A 25,192-nucleotide genomic window follows, 5' to 3' on the forward strand; every position below is an offset into this window, starting at 1 on the left:
AAAAGGTGCTAACAACTTTAACAGTTATTTAGCACCTTTTCTACCAATATTCACTTACTATATTTCAACATGTAAATAAAACTTTGTAAATATGTTTTCAAATCCTTATTTATATATTTAAAGTAAATACATTATGATTTAATCTAATAATTCATTTATTAATGTGTCTCCAAAATTCTTAATTTTATCATTATGAAAATATTGATAATAATGACACATAATTTTACCATTATATAATTTTCTATTTTTAGTTGATTTTACTCCAAATACCTTTTCAAAATTCTCAAGTGATGTTAATATGTTGAAATCCCAACTTTCTAACTTATTCTTCACCTTCCCCATATGTCTATAAAGAATATCTAATATTTCTTCTTCACCAAGTCTTTCTCCATATGGAGGATTAGAAATTATAAATCCATGTTTTCTAGAAGTTGAAAAATCAAAAAAGTCTCTTTTTTGAAATTCTATATATTTATCAACGCCAGCCCTCTTAGAATTCTCCATTGCAAATTTAATAACATTATAATCTATGTCATATCCTATCATTTTTAGATCTTTATCTTTTTGAGACTTCTTAGCCCCTTCTCTTACAGAATTAAAATCATCTTCACTAATAGATGGCCATGTTTCACATATAAAGCTTCTATTTACTCCTGGCGCAATATTTTGAGCTATCATAGCAGCTTCAATTAATATTGTCCCTGATCCGCAAAATGGATCTATAAGTTCAAAATCATCTCTCCATCTTGAAAGTAAAACCATTGATGCAGCTAATGTTTCTTTTATAGGTGCGATTCCAGAAAGCACTCTATATCCTCTCTTATGTAATCCTGGACCAGTCGTATCTATTGTTAGTGTAACTGTATCTTTTAATATAGCCACTTCTATTTTATAAACAGGACCACTTTCACTAAACTGCTCTATTCCATAGCTTTCACTCATACTTGTAATAACAGCTTTTTTAACTATAGATTGACAATCTGGAACACTATGAAGTGTTGATTTAATACTTTTCCCAACAACATGCATAACTCCATCCTTAGGAATAAGTTTACTCCACTCTACTTTTTTTGTTCCTTGGAATAGCTCTTCAAAAGATTTTGCTTCAAACTCAGCCATTTTTATAAGAACTCTATCTGCAGTTCTTAAATGAACATTAGCAATAGCTATATCCATTTCATCCCCTTCAAAGGTTACCTTTCCATTTTCAATTTTCAAATCTTCATAACCAAGCGCTCTTAATTCCTTTGCTGTTATACTCTCTATTCCAAAGGTACTTGTTGCAATTAAATCATACATAATTTTATATTCTCCTCTGTTCAAATTAACTAGTATATTTTATTCATTGTCATTTGAATCATATATTTTAACTGAATCTTCTCCATCAGTTTCCATTAATGAAACTGCTACAATTTCATTTTTAGATGTAGGAATATTTTTACCTACATAATCTGCTCTAATAGGTAATTCTTTATGGCCTCTATCTATTAGAACTGCTAATTGAATAGCTGTAGGTCTACTTACGTCTATAATAGCATCTATTGCAGCTCTTGCTGTTCTACATGTATATAAGACATCATCTATAATAACTATTTTTTTATCTTTTATTTCAAGTCCCAAATCTAAATTTCTGACCTCTATATTCTCATTTAAAATAGTTAAATCATCTCTATATAATGTTATATCTACAGAACCAACTGGAACTTCTTTTCCTTCAATTCCTTTAATATAATTTGCAATTCTTTTTGCAAGTGGGTAGCCTCGAGTCTTAATTCCAAGCAAAACTAAATCCTCTACCCCTTTATTTCTTTCTATTATTTCATGAGAAACCCTTATTAATGTTCTATTTATAGCTTTCTCATCTAATAGAATTGCTTTTAATTTCATGTTATCCCTCCACTTTTAGCTGATTAATATCTTAATTACATTCTTATAAAATTATATATTTCTTTTACTACAATATTAATTTAAAGCACTTAAAAGAAAATGTAAATCAAATAAGCTCATTTCTTAATTTATCTATTATCACCTCAAAATATTCTGGTAATTCCGTAGTAAATTCAACATATTTATTTTTTGTTGGATGAACAAATCCTAAAGTCTTAGCATGTAACATTTGACCTTTTAACTTGAATCTTTGCTTTTTGAAGCCATACAGAGGATCTCCAACTAATGGAAAACCAATTGATGCCATGTGTACCCTTATTTGATGTGTTCTACCAGTTTCTAGTATGCATTTTATTAAGGTAAAACCATTATATCTTTCTATAACTTCATAATGTGTTACTGCTCTCTTTCCATCCTCTACAATTCCCATCTTTAATCTGTCTCTTTTATTCCTTGCAATTGGTTTATCAATAGTTCCAATTTCATTTTTAATTCTTCCTTCAACTAAAGCATAATATTCTCGTTTCATTGAATGATCTTTCAATTGTTCTGAAAGTCTGTTATGAGATTCATCATTTTTAGCAACAACTAACACACCTGATGTATCCTTATCAATTCGATGAACTATTCCAGGTCTTATTACTCCGTTTATACTAGATAAATCAGTGCAGTGAAAAAGCAATGCATTTACTAATGTGCCATTGTAGTTACCAGGTGCAGGATGTACAACCATTCCTTGCGCTTTATTAACAACTATTACATCTTTATCTTCATATAATATATCTAAAGGTATTTCTTCTGCATCTACCTTTAATATTTCAGGTTCTTTAAATATTGCTTCAATCTCATCAAAAGCCTTTAATTTATAATTACTTTTAGGAATTTTATTATTAACCTTGATGCTATCCTTTTCAATAAGTCCTTGAATAAACGATCTTGATTTATCAACAAAAACTCCAGACAAATATTTATCAATTCTTGTTCCTTGATCTTTTTCATCAACTATAAAAACATTTTTATCCATAAATCAATGTCCCTTTCTTTAAACGTGTTATTTCAACATTATAATATAATAAATTATAATTTACAATTGAAACCTTAATCCTAAATTATTCAAAAAATTATAAAAGTCATGCTTTTCATGGTTTGCTAATCGATTTTTAATAATTTATTTTTTATATTACACCAAAAAACCATTAAAATATTTACTGAATGTATGTACTTTTTAAGATATTTTTCTTAAATTAATAAAAAAAATGAACAAACAATTCAAGTTAATTAATAAATATACGAAAATTAACAGTGTGTATTTAAACTACATTTTTTCAATATGCTATCATCATCCAGTATTAGTTATTATACACTCATCTTACAAATCACCATTTAAAACTATTAGATGTACTTAAGAAAATATCAACATATAAGGGGGAACTATTCATGGACATTATGACAATTTTAGGTTTAGTAATTGCATTTGGATCTATAATATTAGGTTATTTATTAGCACATGGTTCATTATTTGCGTTACTTAAATTGACATCAGGACTAATAGTTATAGGAGGAACACTTGGAGCAACTGCAGTTTCCTTTCCTTCAAAAACAATAAAAAAGATGCCAAAGGTAATAGGACTAGCTTTCAAAAAGAAGGAATTTAATTTGGGACAACATATCTCCTATTTTAAAGAAATTTCACTTAAGACTAGAAGAGATGGACTCTTAAGTCTAGAATCCGAATTATATGGTCCAGATTTAGATCCTTTTGCAAAAAAAGGACTTCAAATGGTTGTTGATGGTATAGAACCATCATCAGTAAAAAGCATTTTAAATACAAAATTAGAGAATCTTGCTTCAAGACATGATGATTGTATTGAAATGTTTTCGGCTGCGGGTGGATATGCTCCTACTATGGGTATTGTCGGAACAGTAACAAGTTTGGTTATAGTACTTGCTAATTTAAATGACCCATCTTCAATGGGAGGTGAAATTGCTTCTGCCTTTGTGGCAACATTATATGGACTTGGTAGTGCAAATCTTTTTTGGCTTCCTATTGCTAGTAAATTAAAGGAAATTAATAAGGCAGAAATTATTGAAAAAGAAATGATTATTGAAGCAGTACTTCTCATTCAAGAAGGAGTTAATCCAAATACCTTAGTAAGTAAACTTGTTGGCTACTTGACTGAAGATGAAGCTAAACTATTAGAAGAAATTTAAAGAGGTATAGAAATGAAGAGAATAAAAAAGGAAAAAGATAATTCTGAGAGATGGATGCTTTCTTACTTAGATTTCATAACATTACTTATGATTTTCTTTTTAATGATGTTTGCAATCTCCACTGTTGACAATAAAAAATCTGAAGCACTTGCAAATTCATTAAAGGTGGGCTTCAATTCTGGAAATGGTGAAAATATAATAGCAATATCTGATGATTCTAATTCTCCACCTGTAATAGTAGACGATGAAGCACTTACAGCAGCTGCTGAAGAAGAAAAATTAACTGAAGTAAAAAAGAAAGTCGATGAACTTGTAAACAATTCCGAACTGAAAGGAAGTGTTACTACATCAATTCAAGAGAGAGGCCTTTTGATAAGTTTTAATGATAGTGTATTCTTTAATAGTGGTGAGGCCAACATTAAGTCTGACTGGCAGGGTAAATTAAACTCTATATCAAAAGTTTTGAATGGAATTGATAATTATATACGTGTTGAAGGACATACCGATAATGTTGCCATTAACACAGACTACTTCCATTCAAATTGGCAACTTTCATCAGTAAGAGCCGCAAATGTTGTTGAGTTCTTAATTACTCAAGGTAGTGTTAGTCCTGGAAGATTATCATCTGTAGGATATGGAGAATATAGACCTATTAAAAGTAATGATACTGAAGAAGGAAAATCTTCAAATAGGCGGGTTGATATCGTAATATTAAATACTAAGTTTAATAACTCTGAAACTTCAACACAATAAAGAGTATAAAAAAAACCACTTTCAGGTTTTGATGTTGCATAAAGACAAAATATTTATAGTATAATATTTAAAACTCCAATCAATAACATTTTATTTGGTTGGAGTTTTACAAATTGGATCATAAATGTTTTTAAGTAATATTATGTATATAAAATATTATAAAGATACCCCTTGGTTTTTCAACAAAATTTTAACTTTAATAATTAGTCACGGTAACAAAATATTCCTTAGAGCATATCTTTCTAATATATTAGCCTGAAACTTTCGGAGCACATCAAAAGTGCTTAAATTACTTTTAAATCTATATTTTATTAAAAGTAATAAAATATAGATAATAAGGGCACTATATATTTGTATGGATATTGCGTTAAGGGTTCTTCCAACCCATTTTTTAATAGTCAGATGTTGTTTTATCCATTTAAAGAATAACTCAATATCCCAACGCTTTTTATAGAGAGATACTATATCTTCAGCTGGCATATCGAATATGTTAGTAACTAAACGGAATTCTTCGTCGGAGTCCTTAGTAAAATATAGAATCTCTCTATATTTATATTTAGTTTTATTTTTACTATAATCAGACCCCATTGTAACAATATAATCATATAGATTATCTATTCCAGTATAAATGGACAAATACTCCTCCGTAACAGAGTTGCTTTGTTGTCTTGTGATAAATTTATAATTATCATGACTCATTTCATCATACCAAGAATACTTAAAATATCCCTTATCAAATAAATATATATTTTTCTCCGAATTAACATAACCGTCAATACAACTACGTTCTCCTACTTTAGCAGGGCGGATGCTAATTTTATCAGGTAACTTAGTTTCAAATGATAAAAGAGTACTAATTCTAACAGCAGATTTTTCATCTTCATAATAGAGTTCAGGGGCTAAGCCCTTGCCTATACTAACTACTGATGAATCTATTATTTTAATATCTTTAAAGTTCTTTATTTTAACTAAAGAATTCATTTCTTTATCAGCTTTTACCAATAATTCTTCGAAAACATTTCTAAATAAATCTGATGACTTACTCTTATTTAATCTAGATATTTGGGAATAACTTGGCATGTTGAAATCCTTACTTATCTTAGATGAATTTTTATATTTAGCATTAATATCTCTTAATCCATCACAGCCGGAGATTTGTAAAAACAACATTGTTAGAATATGATCCCGACCTGTATAGCACTTTGAGTATTTATATTCATTATTCGCTTTTCTTAATTTTCTTCCAATATTCCCATCAATAAGTTTAATTAATTTTCTAAACACACTTCTATTTGCAAGTTTATCCATAATCAAAAACAACCTCCAATCTTATAATTGAAGGTTGTCCTTGATATTCAATAATTATTCATTGAAAATTGTTGCTTTATGCAACACTAAAAACTTTCAGGTGGTTTTTTTATACTCTTTATTTGTTTGAATTTATCTAATCCCCTTGAACAAAAAAACTCTTTATTTCATTTAATTCATCATTTAATGAATTACTTTCTTGCAAGTCTTGGAACTTTTCTTCCTTTTCATCTGCCTCATTTACTAAATTTATTTTTTTCTCTATTATTTCTTCTTGGATTACTTCATCATCTTCTATAGGATCTGAAACATTGTAATTTTTAACAAAGTCTTTCTCTAAATCATCAAATGTTTCTAATTGTGTATTCATAAAATTTCTATATTTTGCTCTGAATTTAATAAATTCTTGTTTAACTTGTTCATATTCATCATTTATTTTGATAACATCACTATGTGATTTATCCATAAGCTTTTGAGCAGATTCATTTGCATTTTTTAGCATTAATTCTGCTTCTTTTTGTGCTGAATTTTTCGCTTGCTCTGCTGCATTTTGTGCAAGAAACAATGTATTCTGTATAGTATTTTCAAGTTTCGAATAGTGATCTAATTTTTCATTTAAATTAGCAAGTTTTTCTTTTAAGTTTGCGTTTTCCTTATAAAGTTCTTCATAATTTTCCACTACTTCATCTAAAAATTCATCAACCTCATCCGAATGATATCCTCTTAATCCCTTTTTAAATTCCTTGTTGTTTATATCCATTGGTGTTAATTTCATGCTTTCACCTCAATTATGTATATTTTTTAATAATAATTTTTATTCTTCCACTTTTGCTATTCCCAATAGAATTACCTAAAATAAATTTTCCAAAACCTCTTATGGTAATTCTTTCTTCACCTTTAAGTTCATAACTTTTATCTTTTATCTTAACGTAATTTATAAGCACTTGACCTTGCTCTATCATTGCTGTAGCATTTGATCTAGATACATTTATAATTTTAGAAATAACCCCGTCAATTCTTAAAGAAGAAACTAAAATAATTTCTTCTTTAAAATTAACTTTAGGAAGAAGTTCAAAATTATCAATCACTTCTGCACTACAAACAACTTTAGAAATCTTATCAATGTTATATATAATAAAATTTTCTATTTCTTCACATACTGCTACATAACATGTATTTTTATCTACCAGCAAATCACCAATTTTATTTCTTTCTATCCCAAGTGATAATATTCCACCTAAAAAGTCTCTATGTGTAAGGTTTAAAAATTTCGATGTATTCTCAATCTTTATCAACTTCATTGGAAATGTATTATCATATACATTATTAAAAGAAATCATTCTTCTTTCTGCATCTTGAAAAAAACCATTAGTTTCAACTTTAAAATCCTTACTACCTAAATTTTTTTCAAACCAAGTCCATATATTGGGTGTATAAAAATTTTTCCCAAACATAGGTATATCTTTGTTTTTAGATAATAGATATCTCTCATACAGGTTTAATGCTTCATTTTTATCATCAGTAAAATATTTACTGATTTTGTCTTTCATATTGATATTAAAATCCTTTTAAAGAAATCTATTATAAATATAGCAATTATAGGTGAAAAATCCATTGGTAATCCAGGAATTAATTTATCCTGTAACCTTTTAAGTGGTTCTAAAAAAGGATAAGTAAAATTGCGTATTATACTTATAAACCTATTCCCTTGCATTTGTGGAATCCACGAAGCTATAATTTCTATGAATATAGCTAATTCTAATAAGTTAAATAACGTATTAAGAACCATAGTAATACTATATAGCAAATCTTATTCCCCCTATTTTGACCAATTAAACACAGCTTTTGAACTAAGCTCATTTTTTAGCTCATTTGTTACTTCAACATTAGAAGGTGATAGAATATATACACCTTTTTCAATTTGTTGTAATTCTCCACCTAAGGCATAACAAGAACCACTTATAAAATCTAATAATCTTTGTGCAATTTTTAATTCTAAAACTGTTGTATTTACTAGAACTATTCTTCTATTTTTAAGTGCTTCACAAATTTCAGTTGCTTCTTCATAATCTACCGGTTTTGTAATTGTAACCTTTGCATTTGAAGATGTATGGATATTTACAACTTTACTATTTTTCTTATTTGTAATAACCGGTTCTATTTCATCTTCATCTCTCATCTCATTTTCATATTCTTCATCCTCATAATTATCATAGTCTTCATAATCCTCAAACCCTAATAAAGATTTAACCTTTGATAAAATCTTGCTCATTTTTTACTCCCCCTGTATTATAATTTCTTTCTCCGAATATCCCTGTTCCTATTCTAACTAAATTAGAACCTTCTTCTATAGCTGTCATATAATCATGAGTCATTCCCATGGATAATATGTTCATATTAATATTATTATATTTTTTCTCTTTAAGTTCTTCAAATATCTTTTTTGTTTTTTTGAAATAAGCTCTATTACTATCTTCATTTCCTTTTGGAATAATCACCATTATACCATTTACAGAAACATGGTTACATTTTTCAATTAATTCTATAAATTCATATAAATTTTCCTCTAGAATTCCACTTTTGCTTTCTTCTCTTCCAATATTAATTTGAATTAATACATTAGCTACTTTATTAGCTTTTCCAAAAACCTTTTCTATTTCGTTTAATAAACTACTATTCGCTAGAGAATGTATTAAATAAACGTTATCCACTAAATATTTAACTTTATTACTTTGAAGTTGCCCTATGAAATGCCATCTTACATCATCATGAAAATTTTCTGATTTTTTTATTAATTCTTGTACTTTATTCTCTCCAAAATCTCTCATGCCTGCTATATATGCTTCTTCTAGTGCTTCTAGTGGCTTTGTTTTAGAAACAGCTAAAAGCCTTACATCTTCTGGAATTCTAGATTTTAGTTCTTCTATATTTTGCTTAATCCCCATAATTTAACACCTTACAACTATTCCTTTCTATGCTACACTTAGTTTATATTCTATATAACTTTAAAATTTCCTTCAAAAATATAAATTAAATTTTATTTTTTACTCTCATCTCTCTCCATATATTTAATATTTGCGTTTGATGTTGTTGGCGGCATGATGATTTTATCTATTTCTTCAATATTTACATAAAGCTTTCTAAATATAAGCTCTTTAACATGACTTCCATCTTCTAAAAGAGCTGCTTTTAATTTTTCAGGATCTCCTATAGCATAAATATTAAATGGAGCATACTCCATTCCACCATCATCAAATCCAATAAATGCCCAGTTGCAGATTACTCCAGACCAGGGAATAACTCTATGGCTATTAACACTAATAGCTTCTGCTCCAGCCACTCGAAGCTCATTTAATATTAAAGCCATATCATTATCATGCAAAAGCTTATTATTAATTTCAGATGTATTTTCTTCAAGTGCATTAGTATTTCCATCATTTATCTTTAATAAAATTCCTGAACCCTCGGTTTTATTTAGTCCAATAAACATTTGATAATCGCTAATTTGAGCTTTCATATCTTCAAGAATCTTATCATTTTTTGTATAATTATTTTCATAATTTTCAATTTTGTCCTTCTTTTCAATATTATCTTCTTTTAGATTTCCTATTTCCTTATATAAAGTTGCTCTTTCTTCAACTGCATTTTGATACTCTGTTGCATTTAATTGACTATAAGATTGAATTCCTTCAAAATTAAAATTCATTGATATTAAAGCTCCTAATATTATGGTTGCAATGAAAACAAAGAAAAAGCCTTTATTATTTTTCATCACATCACCTCTTTATTTAATATCATTCTTTTCTTTTTCTATTGAATTTTTTCTAGATAAATTTTTTTTCCTAATTTTAAAATCTTCTAATAAAAGTCTTCTTATAATTGCAAAATTATCAAATATTCTTCCTCCAAATACTATTACTGCTGCTATATATATTGGAATTCCCAGTTTATCACCTAAATAGGCAAGACCTGCTGCAAGTAGTGCATTACCAAAAAATCCTGATATAAATATATCTGCTTGAAAATTCTTTGAAAGAGTTCCTCTCATTGCGCCAAAAACTGAATCTAAACATGCAAGTATAGCTACTGACATATATGGTGATAGTTTATCTGATATATTAACATCAAGTACAAATCCAAGTATAATTCCAATTAATAGTCCTATTATTGCTATCAAACTAACTCTCTCCTATTCCTTCACTAATTTAATAAATTCGCTTTTTAATGATTGTGTTGTCTTTCCTATAACTATATCATCCTCGGATTTTATTTCATTATTATAGTTAGGAAGAGCAAGATATTCTAAAGATCCCGGAAAAGAGATTCCTACATTAAGCCTACCTTTTTCACCAATTGCTTTGATTACAATTTTATCTCTCGGATAAACTTTTCCAGTAGATCCTATTGCAATTCCATTTCCTGCCGTCTTAATTCCTGTCTGTGGAGTTACTCTAATATCATTTATGCATATAGCCTCTGCTCCAGAGTACCAAAGTAAATTTACTATATGAACTAATTCGTCTTCGCCTAAGTCTCTACTATTATCACTTGAATTTGATCCAAATATAGAAGACTTTGGTGTTATAGTAAGCGTTATTCCTGGCCCTTTAACATCAACTACTCCTAAATGCATTCTAGCATTATCAAGTTGATTCTTTATATCTGTACCTAAATCGCCATTTTTAGCTGCTGTTTCTTCAAGTTGCTTAAGTTCTTCTGATAACTTCGAATTTGTTGCTCCCAGCTCTTCTTTTTGTTTCTTTAATATTTCAATTTCTGAAATCATATCATTTTTATCATAAGTACTAATGTTTGCCGAAGTATTTTTGTTAGATAAAACTTTAAATTGATATGCTAATAAAAAGCCTAAAAGTCCACAAACAATAGCTACAAATATTTGAGATCTAGATATCTTCATTCCTACCTTACCTTTCTTCTTTATAATATATAGGTGCTCCATCAAACCCTACATCCACATATCCTTTTGTAATTGCAATATCTGGATTTTCAATTATATGTAGAAGCTTATTCATTTTATCTGGTATATTTTCGTCATTACCAATTCTTCCTTCTACCTTACCAATATACACCTTAATATTTATCAAATCACTTAAGTCAATAACATTTATATTATAATTAGTTGGATTACTTTTTATGATCTGATAAAAAATTTCTAAAAATTTCAACAATCTACCATCATCCAAGGTTTTATTCCCTAATTCAACATCTTTCAAATCTACTCCTATAACATTTACTAAATTTCTATTTTCAACATTATCTGTTTTTTCTAGTAAATTTGATTGACTATCTAAAATATATTTATATCCATCTTTATCTATATAATATATTCCTTGCTTCTCTGAAACTTTTATATTTATCTGTTTAGGGTACGCCTTACTAATTTCAACATTTTCTACATAAGGATTTTTCTTAGCTTCATTTATTATATTATGTTTATTTATAAAGAAAATATTCTGACCAATTATATTCTCTGTTCTTTTTTTCACATCTTCTCCACTCATAATCGGATTTCCTAAAACGGCAATCTTCTTAATAGTAAATATACTTGATTTCGTTACAAAAATCATTACTACAATAATCAATATTATAATTGTCATACCTATTTTTCTTACTAGTCTTCTGCGTTGTGCTTTTAAAATGAGTTTATTATTTACTTTTACCATATACATCCCTATTCTTTACATGCCACTTACATAATAACATGAATTTTAATTTTACTATAATTTTCATAATATAATAATACCACTTTAAGAAGATACTTTCATTAACTTTTCACATAGAATTTTTTCATACCTAAAGTTTAAGATATGGTTTTATCTTTTATGCATACGCAAGAAAATAACAAGTCAAAATTGCAGTGTATATTTTGTCTTTCTATTTTTTTAAATATTCCATATATTATTATCTTAGAAGAATATTATATAAAAATTCTCAGATACACTCTGCTAGATTGATTTAAATATATTATGCAATTAGATATATCCATAAGTTTCACAATTCATTTATCCGATAGCTAGCATCCGTAACATTCCCACTTCTTCAAGTGGGAATGTTACGGATGCACGTTCCTGGACTAGGTGCCCCTTAAAGATATAAGTTCAACTAAATTCAGGTGGAGTTAAAACTCCACCTGAAAAGTTTCACTTTATATTTTTTTCATCTCTTCTTTTCCTTCAATTTGCCGGGATATATTTAAGAGTATTCCAATTGCCATCATATTAATTACAAGAGATGTTCCTCCATAACTAATAAATGGTAATGGCACTCCTGTAACTGGCATTGATCCTGTAACAACTGCAATATTTATTAAAGATTGTACTGCTATAACCGAAGTTATTCCTATAGCAAGAAGTGTACCATAAGTATCTCTTGCTTTCATTGCCACACTAATTCCTCTCCAAATAAATATTATAAAAAGAATTATTATACATATACATCCTATAAGTCCTAACTCCTCTCCTATAATGGAGAAAATAAAGTCATTATGTGGTTCTGGCATATATAAAGTTTTTTGTCTTGATTGACCAAGTCCAAGTCCTGTAACCCCACCTGCACCTAATGCATAAAATGATTGTATTAACTGATATCCATCACCAATCGGATCCTTCCATGGATTTGTAAAATTAAGCAATCTTTTCATTCTATAAGGTTCTAATATAGTGAATGCGGCTACTGCTGCAACCATAGCTGGAGCCACAATGCCAAACAGATGCTTTATTTTACCTCCCGCCGCAAATAGTATAATAAATGTAACAATCATTATAACTGATGCAATACTTAAGTTTTTCTCTGCTAACACTAAAGCCGCATAAAATCCTGAAATTACTAGATATGGAACTATTCCTGTATTAAAGCTTTTAACACCTTCTCCTTTAATTTCAAGACTCATAGCCATAAAAAGTACTACAACATATTTTGCAAGCTCAGAAGGTTGAAAACTAAGTGGTCCAATATAAATCCATCGTTGTGCTCCATTAACACCTTCAAAAAAGAATACTGCTATTAATAATGGTATAGATACTATCATTATTGCTATTGTATATTTCTTTAGTTTATGATAATCAATGCACATTGTAAATGCCATTGCTCCCACTCCAATAACTGCTGACATTAATTGTCTCTTTAAATAATACATACTATCTTTATTTATAAACATCGCGTAATAAGAGCTTGCAGAATATACCATAACTACACCAATTGTCAAAAGTAAAGCTACCGTATAAAATATTCCATAATCTATTTCACCCATTTTCTTTTTTCTTTTGGACCTAACGACTTTCATACATAAATCCTCCAAACCTAATTAAAGTGCTATAAAACCTATAATACATAAGATTGCTGTAATACTCGAAAATACTATTACTATCTTTACTTCATTCCATCCTAATTGTTCAAAATGATGATGTATAGGAGACATCTTAAATACTCTTTTTCCTGTTAATTTAAATGAAGTAACTTGAATTATAACGGATAAGGTTTCAATTAGATAAATACCCCCAACTATAATTACAATCAACTCCATCTTAAGCATTAATGCTATTGTAGCTATAACTCCTCCAAGAGCTAATGCGCCTGTATCCCCCATAAATATCTTTGCAGGAAAAGCATTAAATTTTAAGAACCCAAGTAAAGCTCCAGCTAATGCTATTGCAAAAATTGCCACTTCATGGTTTTGTGTTCTAAAGCCAACAATCGTAAAGAATGTTAGGACAATCACTGTAACCGAAGTTGCAAGTCCATCTATACCATCTGTTAAATTTACTGCATTTGTTACAGCTGCATAAAAAACAACTACAAATGGTATATATAACATACCTAAATCTAATCTAAACCCTTTATTAGCAAATGGGATTAATATATCAGTTCCTATATATTTATACCCATACCAACCTAAAGCTAATGAAAATAAAATTAATAATATCATTTTTTGTGCTGCTTTTAATCCTAAGTTATCCTTATGGATTATCTTCAAAATATCATCTAAAAATCCAATAAATCCAAATGCAAGAAATGAATATAAAATTATCATTTCTTTATCCATAGGCTTATGTCCCATAATTAACATGGTAGTCGCTACAGAAATAAAAAATATAAGTCCTCCCATTGTTGGAGTTCCGGATTTCTTTTGATGACTTTTAGGTCCTTCTTTTCTAATGTTTTGCCCAAATTTTAATTTGTGTAATATTGGTATAAATATTGGTCCAAGTACTATTGAAAATATAAATCCCATTATTAATGGTGCTAAAATTTTCGAGTTAATTAATACGTTCATTGTTTCCCCCATCTAGTGTTGCCCAAGGCATCTGAAAGAAAATAACTGTCCAATTTATATTTTGTGCGAGTCACTTACTCAGTGATTGTATACCAGTCAAGCTTCCTTATGAAACAAAATAAACAAGCATATTGGCAGTTATTTTTTGAAGATGCCTAATTAAAGGCAATTCACCTCCTTCGTTTTATTTTTCAATCAATTTAATTATTTCTTCAAACTTTTCACTTCTTGAAGCTTTAATTAAAATAGTATCATTTATTTTAATCATATTAGCTAGCTTTTCCATTAGTTCTTGCTTTGTTTCAAAGAGCATCGTACCTTCTTTAAATCCTTCTTCATAACATTCTTTAAATTTTCCTGTAGTTAATAAAATATCAGCTTTTCCTTTTGCAAATCTTCCAACTTCAGTATGAGCTTCTTCTGCATAATCTCCAAGCTCACCCATAGATCCAAGTACTGCTATCTTTCTATCTCCAGAATAATTTTCTAGTACTCTAAGTGCTGCTTTCATAGAATCAGGATTAGCATTATATGAATCATTTATAATTGTAAAATCATCTTTCTTTATAAATTCAAGTCTCATAGAAGTAGCATTAAAATTCTCTAGACCTTTTTCCATTTCATCAAATGTAAGCCCAAGGTCTTTTGCTATTTGTATGCCTATAAGTGCATTTAACACATTATGTTCTCCAACCATATTTAAATTAAATCTATGGCTTTCGTTATTTTTAGTAATCGCATCAAAGCTTGTAGTTTCACATGTTAATTCTATATTCTTAGCATAAAGATTATATTCTTCATCATAACCTATTTTTTCTAGATTAAACTTATCCTCTTCATTAACTGTTTTTAACATATCATTTTCACAGTTTACTATTAATGAGTTTTTATCATCAAAAAAATCAGTTATGCACATCTTCTCTTTAAGTATATTTTCTCTACTCTTCAAATATTCTATATGTGCTACTCCAATATTGGTTATTGCTGAAATATTTGGACATGCAATTCTTGCAAGCCTATTTATTTCTCCAAAATTACTAGTCCCCATTTCAAGGACTGCTATATCATAATCTTTTGAAAGTTCAAATATCATAAGAGGTAGGCCAATCTCATTATTAAAATTGCCTTGTGTTTTGAAGACTTTGTATTTCCCACTTAAAAATGCAGCTACTAAATCTTTAGTTGAAGTCTTACCAGTAGATCCTGTTATTCCAACAACTTTTATCCCAATTTTTTTTCTATAAAATCTAGCTAGATCTCCTAGCGCTGTTTTAGTATTATTAACTTTAATAATAGTTCCTCTATCATTTAATTCCTCAACTTTAAATTTTATTTCATCAACTATTACTATAGATGCACCTTTTTCAATAGCATGTATAACATAATCGTTCCCATTAAAATTTTCTCCCGTTAATGCAATAAATAAATTATCTTTTTCAATTTTTCTTGTATCTGTAGAAACTTTATTGAAGTTTCCGTCATTGTTTTCAACTAATACTTTTCCATTAATAGCTTCAACTATCTCAGATAAGCTTAAATTCATTTCATCCACCCCTTTAATTCAATTGACAATTATCAGTTAACAGTTAACAATTGTTATGCAATTTCCTTCAGAAATTGAATTATATATATAAATACCTTGGCATTTTTTATAACCAAATTATTTCAAGTCCTTTAGGAAAAATGAAAATCAAAATTTTATATTTGGTTTCTTCAGCTTTCTCTTTGAGCTTGTTCCTTAATTGTTAACTGTTCATTGTTCATTGTTCATTGATTCAAGTATTTCTTTAATAACTTCTCTTTCATCAAAATGTATCGTTTCATTTTTTAAAATTTGATAAGTTTCATGCCCTTTACCAGCAATAACTATTACATCACCTTTGTTTGCAATATTAATAGCTTTTTTTATGGCTTCTTTTCTATTCTCTATTACCATATATTTATTTTTATTAAGTCCAACTTCAATATCTTTTATAATGTCCATTGGTTGTTCACTTCTTGGATTATCAGAGGTTATTATTGTAATATCTGCAATATCTATTGATATTTTACCCATTTGTGGTCTTTTAACCTTATCTCTGTCTCCCCCACAACCAAATAGTGATATTAATTTTCCTTTGGTGAATGCTTTTGCAGTTTTTAAAATGTTATCTAGTCCATCTGGCGTATGAGCATAATCTATAATAATTTCATAAGGCAAATTATATTCATTTGCTACTCTTTCACATCTTCCAGGAACAACAACTTTTTGCATACCATTTTTTATTGCTTCTATTGGAATTCCAAGCTTAAAGCAAGCTGTAATTGCACCTAATGCATTATAAATATTATATTCACCTGGTATATTCAAAATAAACTGCTCATTTCTTTCAAGATTAAGTTTAAATTTAATGCCTCTACTTCCCATTTCTTCATCAAATGCTTTAAAATTCGAATGCTCATTTACTGAAAATGAATACACATTATTTGCCTTTAAATCAATCAAATCATTATTTACTTGTTTTCCATAATCATCGTCAATATTGATAAGTTTTATTCCACATCTTTCAAATAATTTAAATTTTGCTTTATAATAATTTTCAAATGTCTTATGAAAATCTAAATGATCTCTGGTCAAATTTGTGAAAATACCAACTTCAAATTTAACTCCATAAACTCTATCTAATTCCAACGAATGAGAAGATACCTCCATCACACAATATTCTACACCTTTATTTACCATTTCAAAAAATAATTCTTGTAATTCTAACGATTCTGGAGTTGTCCTTTCAGTATGAATTTTTTCACTTCCTATATAATTTGCAATCGTTCCAATTAACCCAACTTTTTTATTATTTGCTTCTAAAATATCTTTAATCATAAACGCAGTTGTAGTTTTTCCATTAGTTCCTGTTATACCTATTATTTTCATTTTACTACTAGGATTTTCATAATAATTAGCTCCCATTAATGCTAGTGCTTTTCTTGTATCACTGCACTTAATAATAGTAATTTTTTCATCTTGAATTTCTATATCATCTTGAATTACTATTACATTAGCTCCTTTTTTAATTGCATTTTCAATATATTTATGCCCATCAGTTGCATATCCCTTGATACAGATAAAAATATCAAGTTCTTCAATCTTTCGACTATCATAATTTATTTTATTAATTTCTACATTAATTTCTCCTTGAATAACTTCACAATCTACTCCTTTTAAAATAGTTTTTAAATTCATATTCACTCTCTCCTAACCGTTTAATTTAATCATACCAAATAAAACATGCCTTATTACTAAAAAAATATAGCATGTGATTATTCCCCACATGCTAGTATTTTATCATTTGTCCTAATTCATTCTAATACACATCAAAAATATAATCTAAATAATTTTCTAATCTTTATAGTCTGAACTTAAGATTAATTTAACGTTTGTTCCTTTAGTTATGACTTCTCCCTGTGAAATGTCTTGCTCTGATACCATTCCACTTCCTTCAAATGTAAATACTATTCCAAGATTTTTTAGTAACAAAGTAGCATCTTCTTTTGAATATCCTCTAACGTCTGGCATTACAACATTATTATTATAAGTCGCATCACTACTTGTGTAAAGATTTATTTTTGAGCCTTCCTTTACTGAATATCCCGGATATGGTGTCATATCTATTACTGACTCTCCATCTCCATCTCCATCTATATTAAAATCTAATTTTGATTCTTTTAATTCTTTTTTAGCATCTGCAATTTTCATACCTCTAATTTCTGGAATTACTACATCTCTAGAAATTTGTCCTAAATTCTCATTTGAAAATTCACTATCAAGATAATTAAAAATATCTGTAAATAAGGTTTTTGCTGGCGGTACAGCTACTTGTGCTGCATAATATACACCATTACTTGGTTCATCAATAGTTATCATTACAGTAACTTTAGGATCAGAAACTGGTGCCATTCCAACAAATGAAGAAATATATGCTCCCTCTTGATATCTACCATTAATAACCTTTTGTGCAGTACCTGTTTTACCTCCAATATGATATCCTTCTATAAAAGTTCCTGTTCCAGACCCTCCAGTTACAACACGTTCAAGATATGTTCGAAGCTCTGCAGTTTTTTCTGTACTTGCAACTGTAGTAGTTTTAGGCTTAAAAGTTTCATCAACTATATTAACATTATTTTCATCATCATGAGTAACTTCCTTCATAACATGGGGTTGAATTAAAGTTCCTCCATTAGCTAACGCATTAAGTGCTGACATATATTGAACTGAATTAACTGTATTTGTTTGACCAAATGCTATTGTTGCAAGATCTGCCTCTGATACTTTATCAACTGCTTTTACAATCCCCTTAGCTTCCCCTGGCAAATCTATCCCGCTAGTTTTTCCAAATCCAAATTTTTCAATATATTCACATAATTTTTCCTTACCAATCATAGCTCCTAATTTCATAAATCCTACATTGCAAGAATTTTGAATTATGTCGCCAAATTTTTGAGCACCATGACCTTGAGTTTTCCAGCACTTTGGATGAATACCACCAACTGATAATGAACCATTGCAAACGAAATCCGTGTCTGCATTAGCAACATTTTCCTCCAATGCAGTAATAGCTGTTATTACTTTAAATATTGATCCTGGTTCAAAAGTATCATTAACCAATCTATTTCTCCACATTTTTTGTAGCTTTTCACTTGAATTTGCTCCGTCAAATGAGTCTGCTCCGTCATATGGACTATTAGGATCAAAATCAGGTTTATTTACCATAGCTAGCACTTCTCCAGTTTTAGGATCCATGACTAATACTGATACTGCTTTAGCTTTAGTATCATCATAAGCTTGCTTTGCTGCCTTTTCAGCAAAATATTGAATATTCTCATCAATAGTAAGAGTAATATCTTTACCATTTACCGGTGATGTAAACTGTGATATGGTATAAGGCAAATCCCTATTATTTTTATCAAGTTCCGCAATCTTCATACCTGGAACTCCTGATAAATAAGAATTATATTTAAGCTCTACTCCTGTTAACCCCTTACCATCAACATTCGTACTTCCTAGTACATGTGCTAGAAAATTGTTATTTGGATAATATCTTTTTGTATCTGGTGAAACTAAAACTCCACTTATATTAAGTGCTTTTATTTTATCTGCTTTTTCCTTTTCTATTCTTCTTATAAGTGTAGCTGAACCTGCAGATGCACCACTTGGAAGTTTAGTTTCAAGTTTTTCTTTAACTTTTGCAGAATCTAAATCTAGTGCTCCTGCGATTACAGGTGCAATATCATTAGTAGTTAATCCATTTTCTCCAGAAGGTATAGGAATCCCTACACTTTTCATTTTTTCAATTTCTTTACTTGATAATTGACTTAATCCTCTTGATAAATATGACCTAATAGAATTTAAGTCAAAGTCAACTCTATAAACATTGGCAGATACAGCAAGTTCTTTTCCGTTTCTATCTAGAATTCTTCCTCTAATAGCATCAATCTTTACTTCGCTTGTCCATTGTTCTTCCGCTCTAGCAGCATAATCTGCCCTCTTAACTATCATTATATAAGAGAGCCTAATGGTCAAAATTGCAAAAACAACAGTCAACACAAGAGCTGCAACACTTATCCTTTGACGCATTTTCGCTTTATCATTATAATTTTTCTTTTTCAATATCTATTTCCTCCACGCACTTTCTTTTATATAAGACACATGAAATAAAATAACAGATCAAAGATGCGTTGTATATTTTTCATCATTAATCGTTATTTTCTTTCATATTCCTAAAAACTATTAAAGCTTAGATGAAATCATTTTTAATATTGTTCTCAAGTAAATATTTTAATTGCTAATTTTATAATTTCTAAAGTAATTGTAAAATCACTTTAGAAAATTCATAAATTTGGAGAACAAATTGGTTTCTTTAGTACTATCATTAGAACTATTTGAGTTTAAATTCTCAAAATAATTTTCCGAAAAGTCAATTCTTACCGTTTCCTCTTTCTTAGGAATGAACATAGCTAACTTCGTCCCAGCTTTTTCTTGAATGTTGCTTAAAGAAGAAAATTTTAACAACTTTACTTTTAACGCTTCATTTTCTTCTTGTTTTTGATTAATTTGAGTACTTATATCACTTATTTTCCTTTGCATATTATAAACCTTACTATCTCCAGAAATTGTTATAAACCCAAAGCTAAATATAACAATCGCCACAGTTAAAATATATTTCCTATCATTTTTTCTTCTATTTCTTAATAAGGTATTTCTATTGTTTATATCTTTTCGTCTTTGTATTTGTTTATGTTTTTTATCTGATTTACGTACTCCACTTTTTCTTTCTGGTGCTGATACTGTACTACCCTTTATATAATCATATTCTCTTCCTGCCAATTTATTCACATCCCAACTTATTTATAACATAATATTAAGTGAAACTTGATTCAAATAAGGGTTAATCCCAATTTGAACCTTTTAATTGAATCCATCCCATAATGAGTACCTTGTTAAGGAACTAAGTAACATTTATCGCCAGCATTAAAATACCGCGAATTAGTGGTAGGTAGCTATAGTCAAAATTATAATTTCTCAATTATCCTAAGTTTAGCACTTCTACTTCTTGGATTTTCTTCTATTTCATTTTCAGTTGGTGCTATTCCCTTTTTTGATATAGTCTTAACCACTGGAGATTTTCCACAAGCACAGATTGGAAATCCTTTTGGACAAGTACATGGATTTTCTAATTCTCTAAATTTAAGTTTTACTATTCTATCTTCTAAAGAATGGAATGTTATAATGGCCATTCTTCCTCCCTTATTTAATCTATTTACTCCATCTTCTATAGTTTTATTTAATATTTGTAGTTCTGAATTAACTTCTATTCTAATAGCTTGAAAAGTTCTTTTTGCCGGGTGAGGACCTTCTCTTCTCAGCCTTGCTGGGATTGCAGCTTTAATAATATCTACAAGTTCAAAAGTTGTTTCTATAGGTTTTTCTGCTCTTCTATTAACTATAATATTGGCAATTCTTTTAGCAAATCTTTCTTCACCATAATCCTTTATTATTTTATATAATTGGTCTTCACTGTAATTATTTACAATTTCATAAGCTGAAAAATCACTATCCCTATCCATTCTCATATCTAAGGAAGCATCTTTCATATAACTAAAGCCTCTTTCAGCCTCATCAAGTTGATATGACGAAACTCCAAGGTCCATTAAAATTCCATCTACTTTATCCACGTCTAACTCATTTAAAATATTATCTATATTGTAAAAATTATTGTGAACATATTTTACATTTGTAAATTCTTGTAATCTTTCTTTAGCTGCCTTTAACGCATCGTTGTCTTGATCTATTCCAATTAGCATTCCGTCTTTAGATAAATGTTTTACAATATGAGATGAATGACCTGCACCCCCTAATGTACAATCAACATAAATTCCATTTTCTTTTATATCCAATGCGTCGATACATTCGTTTAATAATACTGATACATGTTTAAATTCCATAATCAAAACTCCTTATATTCCTAAATCATTCATTTTTTCTGCCATTGAGTCAAAATCCATATTTGACTCATTGTATTCATTCCACTTTTCTTTACTCCATATTTCTACTCTAGATAATACTCCAATACTTACTATGTCCTTTTCTATCCCTGCATATTCTTTTAAATTTTGTGGAATCAAACCTCTCCCTTGCTTGTCCAATTCAATTTCACAAGCACCAGAAAAAAAGAACCTTACAAAAGATCTTGCATCCTTGTTTGTCAAAGGTAAAGTTTTCATTTTTTCTTCTAGTATTCTCCATTCTTCACGTGGGTAAGCGTAAAGACAGCCATCAAGACCTTTCGTAATAACAAATGTATTACCAAGGCCTTCTCTAAGTTTTGCTGGAACAATCATTCTATTTTTAGGATCTAGACCGTGTTGGTATTCTCCAATGAACAATATTCTCAGCTCCCACTTTGATAGATTTTTTACTTTCCCCTCTATTATAACCCACTTCGTACCACTTTAAACCACTTTATCTATATTTATTCTATACAAATATAATATTTCCTCCTTAAAATAAATATTTTTTAATTTTTATTTGTTTTTCAATACTAAAATAATCAAAATAAACTGCTTTAAAATAAATAAAACTTATTCTAAAGCAGTTTATGAATATCTATATTATATTAGTATGGCTTTAATCTCTTAATGTAGCTCCAAGCTTATATTCTAGAGATCTTAATATTTTTTCATGTACTTTATTAACTTCATTATCTGTTAATGTCTTATTTTCATCTCTATAAGCAATTGCATAAGCTATACTCTTCTTACCTTCTGGTATTTGCTTTCCTTTATATATATCAAATAACTCTACTTTTTCAACTAGATTTCCACCAGCTTTGCGTATCGTTTCATCAATTTCTTGAACTAGGATAGTATCTTCAACGAGTAATGCAATATCTCTTGTTACTGCTGGGAATTTAGGTAATGGTTTATACTTTTTACCCATATTAGAACTTTCATATAGTGCATCTAAATCTAATTGTGCTACAAAACATGGTACATCAAGTCCATAATTTTCACAAACTTCTAAATGAACTTCGCCTAAAGTTCCTGCTACATTTTTTCCTATAACAAGTTTAGCTGTCTTTCCTGGATGATAGCTAACATTTTCACTTTCTCTTTGATACTTAGCATTCTTTATTCCAAGACCATCTACTATATTTTCAACTGCACCCTTAAGATCTAAATAATCGCAATCTCCATACATACCAATAGTTATAACGTTCTTTTCTGTTGGAAGCTTAGTATCATCTTCATTCTTTATATATACTTTTCCCATTTCAAATAATCTAACATAAGAATTATTTCTAGAATAATTTCTACCTAAACTCTCCATCATTGAAGGAAGTGTTGTTGTTCTCATTACACTATAATCTTCGCCTAGTGGATTTTTTATTTTAACTACATTTCTAAGTTCACTATCTTCTGGTAAAATAATTTTATCAAATACCTTTGGCGATACAAATGAATAGCTAATAGATTGGTTTAATCCACTACCAGTTGCAAGTAATACTACCCTGTTATCTAAAATACCTTTTTTATATCTAGGTTCTCTATCAGTAGAAACACTGAATATCGTTGTAGGAATATTCTCATACCCATAAATTCTTGCAATTTCTTCAGCTATATCTTCTCTAATTGCAATATCAACTCTAAAAGTTGAAGCTGTAACTACTAAATTATCTCCATCAATTTTTGTAAATAAATCTACACTATCTAAACATTTCTTCATTTCTTCCTTAGAAATATCAGTACCAAGGAATGAATTCACCCAATTAGAATCAACAACTACTTCTCCTGCTTCTTTCTTTTTTGGATAAAAATCAATTGTTCCTTCCATAACTTCTCCAGCACCTAATTCACAAATCAAGCTACACGCTCTATTGATTGCAATTGCAGCTAAATTTGGATCAATATCTTTTTCAAATCTACTTGAAGCTTCACTTCTTAAATTTAATTTTTTAGAATTCACTCTAATATTAGTCCCATCAAAATTTGCACATTCAAATATAACTTCTGTAGTATCTTCCTTTATTTCTGAATTTAATCCGCCCATGATTCCAGCAAGTCCAATGGTTATATCATTGTCTTTTATACAAAGCATAGAATTATCTAAAACTCTTTCAGTTTCATCTAATGTTGTAAATTTTTCATCATCTTTTGCTCTTTCAACTACAATCTTATTAGTTGTGATTTCTCTTTTATCGTAAGCATGCATTGGCTGACCAATTTCCAACATAACAAAGTTTGTAATATCAACTATGTTATTTATTGGTCTAATACCTGCTTCAAGCAATCTTTCTTGCATCCAACCTGGTGATGGCTTTATTTTAACATTTTTAATTTCTCTTGCCATAAATCTAGAACAAAGTTCATCTTTAACTTCAACTTTTAATTCATCATTAATGTTAGCAGAATTTGAAACTTTATATTCTAAGTTTGGCATTTTATAAGTTGTTCTAAGTGCTGCTGCGGTTTCTCTTGCCATACCAACAATACTTAAACAATCTGGTCTGTTTGAAGTTATTTCAAAATCTAAAATTGCTTTATTAAGCCCTAGAACATCTTTAATATCTGCTCCTATTACTGTATCTGTAGGTAAAATCAATAATCCATGAACTGGTTCATCTCCAGCGATTCCAAGTTCTTCTTCTGAGCAGAACATACCAAGGGATACTTCTCCCCTAAGCTTTCCTTTTTTAATTTTAGTTCCATCTGCGAGTGTTGATCCATGAAGTGCAACAGGCACTATATCTTGCTCTTTCATATTGGTTGCAGCAGTAACTATTTGTATTTCTTCGCTTCCTATATTAACTTGACAGATACTTAATTTTTCTGCATCTGGATGTTTTACTATTTGTGTGATCTTTCCTGTAACAACTTTTTCAATTACATCACCTTGAATTATAAGTTCTTCAAGTTGTGAACCAGTTAAGGTTAATTTATCTCCTAATTCTTTAGGACTTACATTTATTTCAACATAATCTTTAAGCCAACTATATGGTACTTTCATATTTTTTCCTCCTCAATTTTTACCTCTATGCGATTATCATAATTCATCAAATAACCATGAGCCCGCATTAGTGAAAGTTCTCTATTGTACTTCGCACCTTTTTTATATTTGTGAAAGTTCTTAATTGTGCTGAAGCACTTTTTTAAAGTGCATATTCTTCAGAATATAACCATATATGTGGTAATATTCTGAAGAATAAA

24 protein-coding genes are annotated in these 25,192 nt (G+C 29.0%); 2 read left to right on the forward strand and 22 right to left on the reverse strand.

Annotated features, from left to right (window positions below):
- Positions 1–138 precede the first annotated feature (138 nt).
- From DIC82_16030 to DIC82_16040, 3 genes are all read right to left on the reverse strand, one after another.
- Positions 139–1,299, reverse strand: coding sequence for an RNA methyltransferase (locus DIC82_16030; GenBank protein ID AWK52414.1), 1,161 nt, complete (start codon positions 1,297–1,299; stop codon positions 139–141).
- Between the two features lie 39 nt (positions 1,300–1,338).
- Entirely contained in the window at positions 1,339–1,887 is a 549-nt protein-coding gene (locus DIC82_16035; protein AWK52415.1) for a bifunctional pyr operon transcriptional regulator/uracil phosphoribosyltransferase PyrR, read from the reverse strand.
- A 106-nt stretch (positions 1,888–1,993) separates the two neighbouring features.
- Positions 1,994–2,911 (reverse strand): RNA pseudouridine synthase, encoded by a 918-nt coding sequence (locus DIC82_16040; GenBank protein ID AWK52416.1) that lies wholly within the window; start codon positions 2,909–2,911, stop codon positions 1,994–1,996.
- Positions 2,912–3,324: 413 nt separating this feature from the next.
- Between DIC82_16040 and DIC82_16045 the strand changes: the two genes are divergently transcribed.
- Both DIC82_16045 and DIC82_16050 read left to right on the forward strand, forming a co-directional pair.
- On the forward strand, positions 3,325–4,098 hold the full coding sequence (locus DIC82_16045; GenBank protein AWK52417.1) for a motility protein A: 774 nt from the start codon (positions 3,325–3,327) through the stop codon (positions 4,096–4,098).
- A 12-nt stretch (positions 4,099–4,110) separates the two neighbouring features.
- Entirely contained in the window at positions 4,111–4,851 is a 741-nt protein-coding gene (locus tag DIC82_16050) for a chemotaxis protein MotB (GenBank protein ID AWK52418.1), read from the forward strand.
- A gap of 207 nt (positions 4,852–5,058) precedes the next feature.
- On the opposite strand, the gene DIC82_16055 is transcribed toward DIC82_16050, so the two are convergent.
- The 19 genes from DIC82_16055 to DIC82_16145 form a co-directional block, all read right to left on the reverse strand.
- Positions 5,059–6,159, reverse strand: a complete 1,101-nt coding sequence (locus DIC82_16055) for an IS4 family transposase (protein ID AWK52419.1) — start codon at positions 6,157–6,159, stop codon at positions 5,059–5,061.
- Positions 6,160–6,295: 136 nt separating this feature from the next.
- A complete protein-coding gene (locus DIC82_16060) occupies positions 6,296–6,934 on the reverse strand; it encodes a cell division protein DivIVA (protein AWK52420.1) in 639 nt (212 codons plus the stop codon).
- A gap of 13 nt (positions 6,935–6,947) precedes the next feature.
- On the reverse strand, positions 6,948–7,709 hold the full coding sequence (locus DIC82_16065) for an RNA-binding protein (protein ID AWK52421.1): 762 nt from the start codon (positions 7,707–7,709) through the stop codon (positions 6,948–6,950).
- On the reverse strand, positions 7,706–7,966 hold the full coding sequence (locus tag DIC82_16070; protein AWK52422.1) for a YggT family protein: 261 nt from the start codon (positions 7,964–7,966) through the stop codon (positions 7,706–7,708). Before DIC82_16070 ends, DIC82_16065 begins: the two co-directional genes overlap by 4 nt.
- Positions 7,967–7,978: 12 nt before the next feature.
- Entirely contained in the window at positions 7,979–8,431 is a 453-nt protein-coding gene (locus DIC82_16075; protein ID AWK52423.1) for a cell division protein SepF, read from the reverse strand.
- On the reverse strand, positions 8,406–9,104 hold the full coding sequence (locus DIC82_16080; GenBank protein AWK52424.1) for a YggS family pyridoxal phosphate-dependent enzyme: 699 nt from the start codon (positions 9,102–9,104) through the stop codon (positions 8,406–8,408). Before DIC82_16080 ends, DIC82_16075 begins: the two co-directional genes overlap by 26 nt.
- A 92-nt stretch (positions 9,105–9,196) precedes the next feature.
- On the reverse strand, positions 9,197–9,931 hold the full coding sequence (locus tag DIC82_16085) for a division initiation protein (GenBank protein AWK52425.1): 735 nt from the start codon (positions 9,929–9,931) through the stop codon (positions 9,197–9,199).
- Between the two features lie 12 nt (positions 9,932–9,943).
- Entirely contained in the window at positions 9,944–10,336 is a 393-nt protein-coding gene (locus DIC82_16090; protein AWK52426.1) for a DUF1290 domain-containing protein, read from the reverse strand.
- Positions 10,337–10,348: 12 nt separating this feature from the next.
- Complete coding sequence (locus tag DIC82_16095) at positions 10,349–11,077, reverse strand: division initiation protein (GenBank protein ID AWK53112.1); 729 nt, start codon at positions 11,075–11,077, stop codon at positions 10,349–10,351.
- A 7-nt stretch (positions 11,078–11,084) separates the two neighbouring features.
- Positions 11,085–11,843: a peptidase S49 gene (locus DIC82_16100; protein ID AWK52427.1), complete on the reverse strand. Its 759-nt coding sequence runs from the start codon at positions 11,841–11,843 to the stop codon at positions 11,085–11,087.
- A gap of 482 nt (positions 11,844–12,325) precedes the next feature.
- On the reverse strand, positions 12,326–13,462 hold the full coding sequence (locus tag DIC82_16105; protein AWK52428.1) for a stage V sporulation protein E: 1,137 nt from the start codon (positions 13,460–13,462) through the stop codon (positions 12,326–12,328).
- 21 nt (positions 13,463–13,483) lie between these two features.
- Complete coding sequence (locus tag DIC82_16110) at positions 13,484–14,464, reverse strand: phospho-N-acetylmuramoyl-pentapeptide-transferase (protein ID AWK52429.1); 981 nt, start codon at positions 14,462–14,464, stop codon at positions 13,484–13,486.
- A gap of 172 nt (positions 14,465–14,636) precedes the next feature.
- Positions 14,637–15,995: a UDP-N-acetylmuramoyl-tripeptide--D-alanyl-D-alanine ligase gene (locus DIC82_16115; GenBank protein AWK52430.1), complete on the reverse strand. Its 1,359-nt coding sequence runs from the start codon at positions 15,993–15,995 to the stop codon at positions 14,637–14,639.
- A 210-nt stretch (positions 15,996–16,205) separates the two neighbouring features.
- Positions 16,206–17,672, reverse strand: a complete 1,467-nt coding sequence (locus DIC82_16120; GenBank protein AWK52431.1) for a UDP-N-acetylmuramoyl-L-alanyl-D-glutamate--2,6-diaminopimelate ligase — start codon at positions 17,670–17,672, stop codon at positions 16,206–16,208.
- A 156-nt stretch (positions 17,673–17,828) separates the two neighbouring features.
- The gene (locus tag DIC82_16125) at positions 17,829–20,096 is read right to left on the reverse strand and encodes a stage V sporulation protein D (GenBank protein ID AWK52432.1); all 2,268 of its coding nucleotides are present in this window, start codon (positions 20,094–20,096) and stop codon (positions 17,829–17,831) included.
- Positions 20,097–20,303: 207 nt separating this feature from the next.
- Complete coding sequence (locus DIC82_16130; protein AWK52433.1) at positions 20,304–20,813, reverse strand: cell division protein FtsL; 510 nt, start codon at positions 20,811–20,813, stop codon at positions 20,304–20,306.
- Positions 20,814–20,998: 185 nt separating this feature from the next.
- Complete coding sequence (locus DIC82_16135) at positions 20,999–21,931, reverse strand: 16S rRNA (cytosine(1402)-N(4))-methyltransferase (protein ID AWK52434.1); 933 nt, start codon at positions 21,929–21,931, stop codon at positions 20,999–21,001.
- Positions 21,932–21,943: 12 nt separating this feature from the next.
- Positions 21,944–22,372, reverse strand: coding sequence for a cell division/cell wall cluster transcriptional repressor MraZ (locus DIC82_16140; protein AWK52435.1), 429 nt, complete (start codon positions 22,370–22,372; stop codon positions 21,944–21,946).
- A gap of 241 nt (positions 22,373–22,613) precedes the next feature.
- Complete coding sequence (locus DIC82_16145; protein AWK52436.1) at positions 22,614–24,992, reverse strand: phenylalanine--tRNA ligase subunit beta; 2,379 nt, start codon at positions 24,990–24,992, stop codon at positions 22,614–22,616.
- Positions 24,993–25,192: the final 200 nt, after the last annotated feature.

This window comes from Clostridium beijerinckii (assembly GCA_003129525.1).
GTDB classification, from domain to species: Bacteria; Bacillota; Clostridia; order Clostridiales; family Clostridiaceae; genus Clostridium; species Clostridium beijerinckii_D.

Bases quoted from the DNA above. Each gene is read 5' to 3' on its own strand.
- DIC82_16030 (AWK52414.1), bottom strand. From the start codon at position 1,299: ATGTATGATTTAATTGCAACAAGTACCTTTGGAATAGAGAGTATAACA.
- DIC82_16035 (AWK52415.1), bottom strand. From the start codon at position 1,887: ATGAAATTAAAAGCAATTCTATTAGATGAGAAAGCTATAAATAGAACA.
- DIC82_16040 (AWK52416.1), bottom strand. From the start codon at position 2,911: ATGGATAAAAATGTTTTTATAGTTGATGAAAAAGATCAAGGAACAAGA.
- DIC82_16045 (AWK52417.1), top strand. From the start codon at position 3,325: ATGGACATTATGACAATTTTAGGTTTAGTAATTGCATTTGGATCTATA.
- DIC82_16050 (AWK52418.1), top strand. From the start codon at position 4,111: ATGAAGAGAATAAAAAAGGAAAAAGATAATTCTGAGAGATGGATGCTT.
- DIC82_16055 (AWK52419.1), bottom strand. From the start codon at position 6,159: ATGGATAAACTTGCAAATAGAAGTGTGTTTAGAAAATTAATTAAACTT.
- DIC82_16060 (AWK52420.1), bottom strand. From the start codon at position 6,934: ATGAAATTAACACCAATGGATATAAACAACAAGGAATTTAAAAAGGGA.
- DIC82_16065 (AWK52421.1), bottom strand. From the start codon at position 7,709: ATGAAAGACAAAATCAGTAAATATTTTACTGATGATAAAAATGAAGCA.
- DIC82_16075 (AWK52423.1), bottom strand. From the start codon at position 8,431: ATGAGCAAGATTTTATCAAAGGTTAAATCTTTATTAGGGTTTGAGGAT.
- DIC82_16080 (AWK52424.1), bottom strand. From the start codon at position 9,104: ATGGGGATTAAGCAAAATATAGAAGAACTAAAATCTAGAATTCCAGAA.
- DIC82_16085 (AWK52425.1), bottom strand. From the start codon at position 9,931: ATGAAAAATAATAAAGGCTTTTTCTTTGTTTTCATTGCAACCATAATA.
- DIC82_16095 (AWK53112.1), bottom strand. From the start codon at position 11,077: ATGAAGATATCTAGATCTCAAATATTTGTAGCTATTGTTTGTGGACTT.
- DIC82_16100 (AWK52427.1), bottom strand. From the start codon at position 11,843: ATGGTAAAAGTAAATAATAAACTCATTTTAAAAGCACAACGCAGAAGA.
- DIC82_16105 (AWK52428.1), bottom strand. From the start codon at position 13,462: ATGAAAGTCGTTAGGTCCAAAAGAAAAAAGAAAATGGGTGAAATAGAT.
- DIC82_16110 (AWK52429.1), bottom strand. From the start codon at position 14,464: ATGGGGGAAACAATGAACGTATTAATTAACTCGAAAATTTTAGCACCA.
- DIC82_16115 (AWK52430.1), bottom strand. From the start codon at position 15,995: ATGAATTTAAGCTTATCTGAGATAGTTGAAGCTATTAATGGAAAAGTA.
- DIC82_16120 (AWK52431.1), bottom strand. From the start codon at position 17,672: ATGAATTTAAAAACTATTTTAAAAGGAGTAGATTGTGAAGTTATTCAA.
- DIC82_16135 (AWK52434.1), bottom strand. From the start codon at position 21,931: ATGGAATTTAAACATGTATCAGTATTATTAAACGAATGTATCGACGCA.
- DIC82_16145 (AWK52436.1), bottom strand. From the start codon at position 24,992: ATGAAAGTACCATATAGTTGGCTTAAAGATTATGTTGAAATAAATGTA.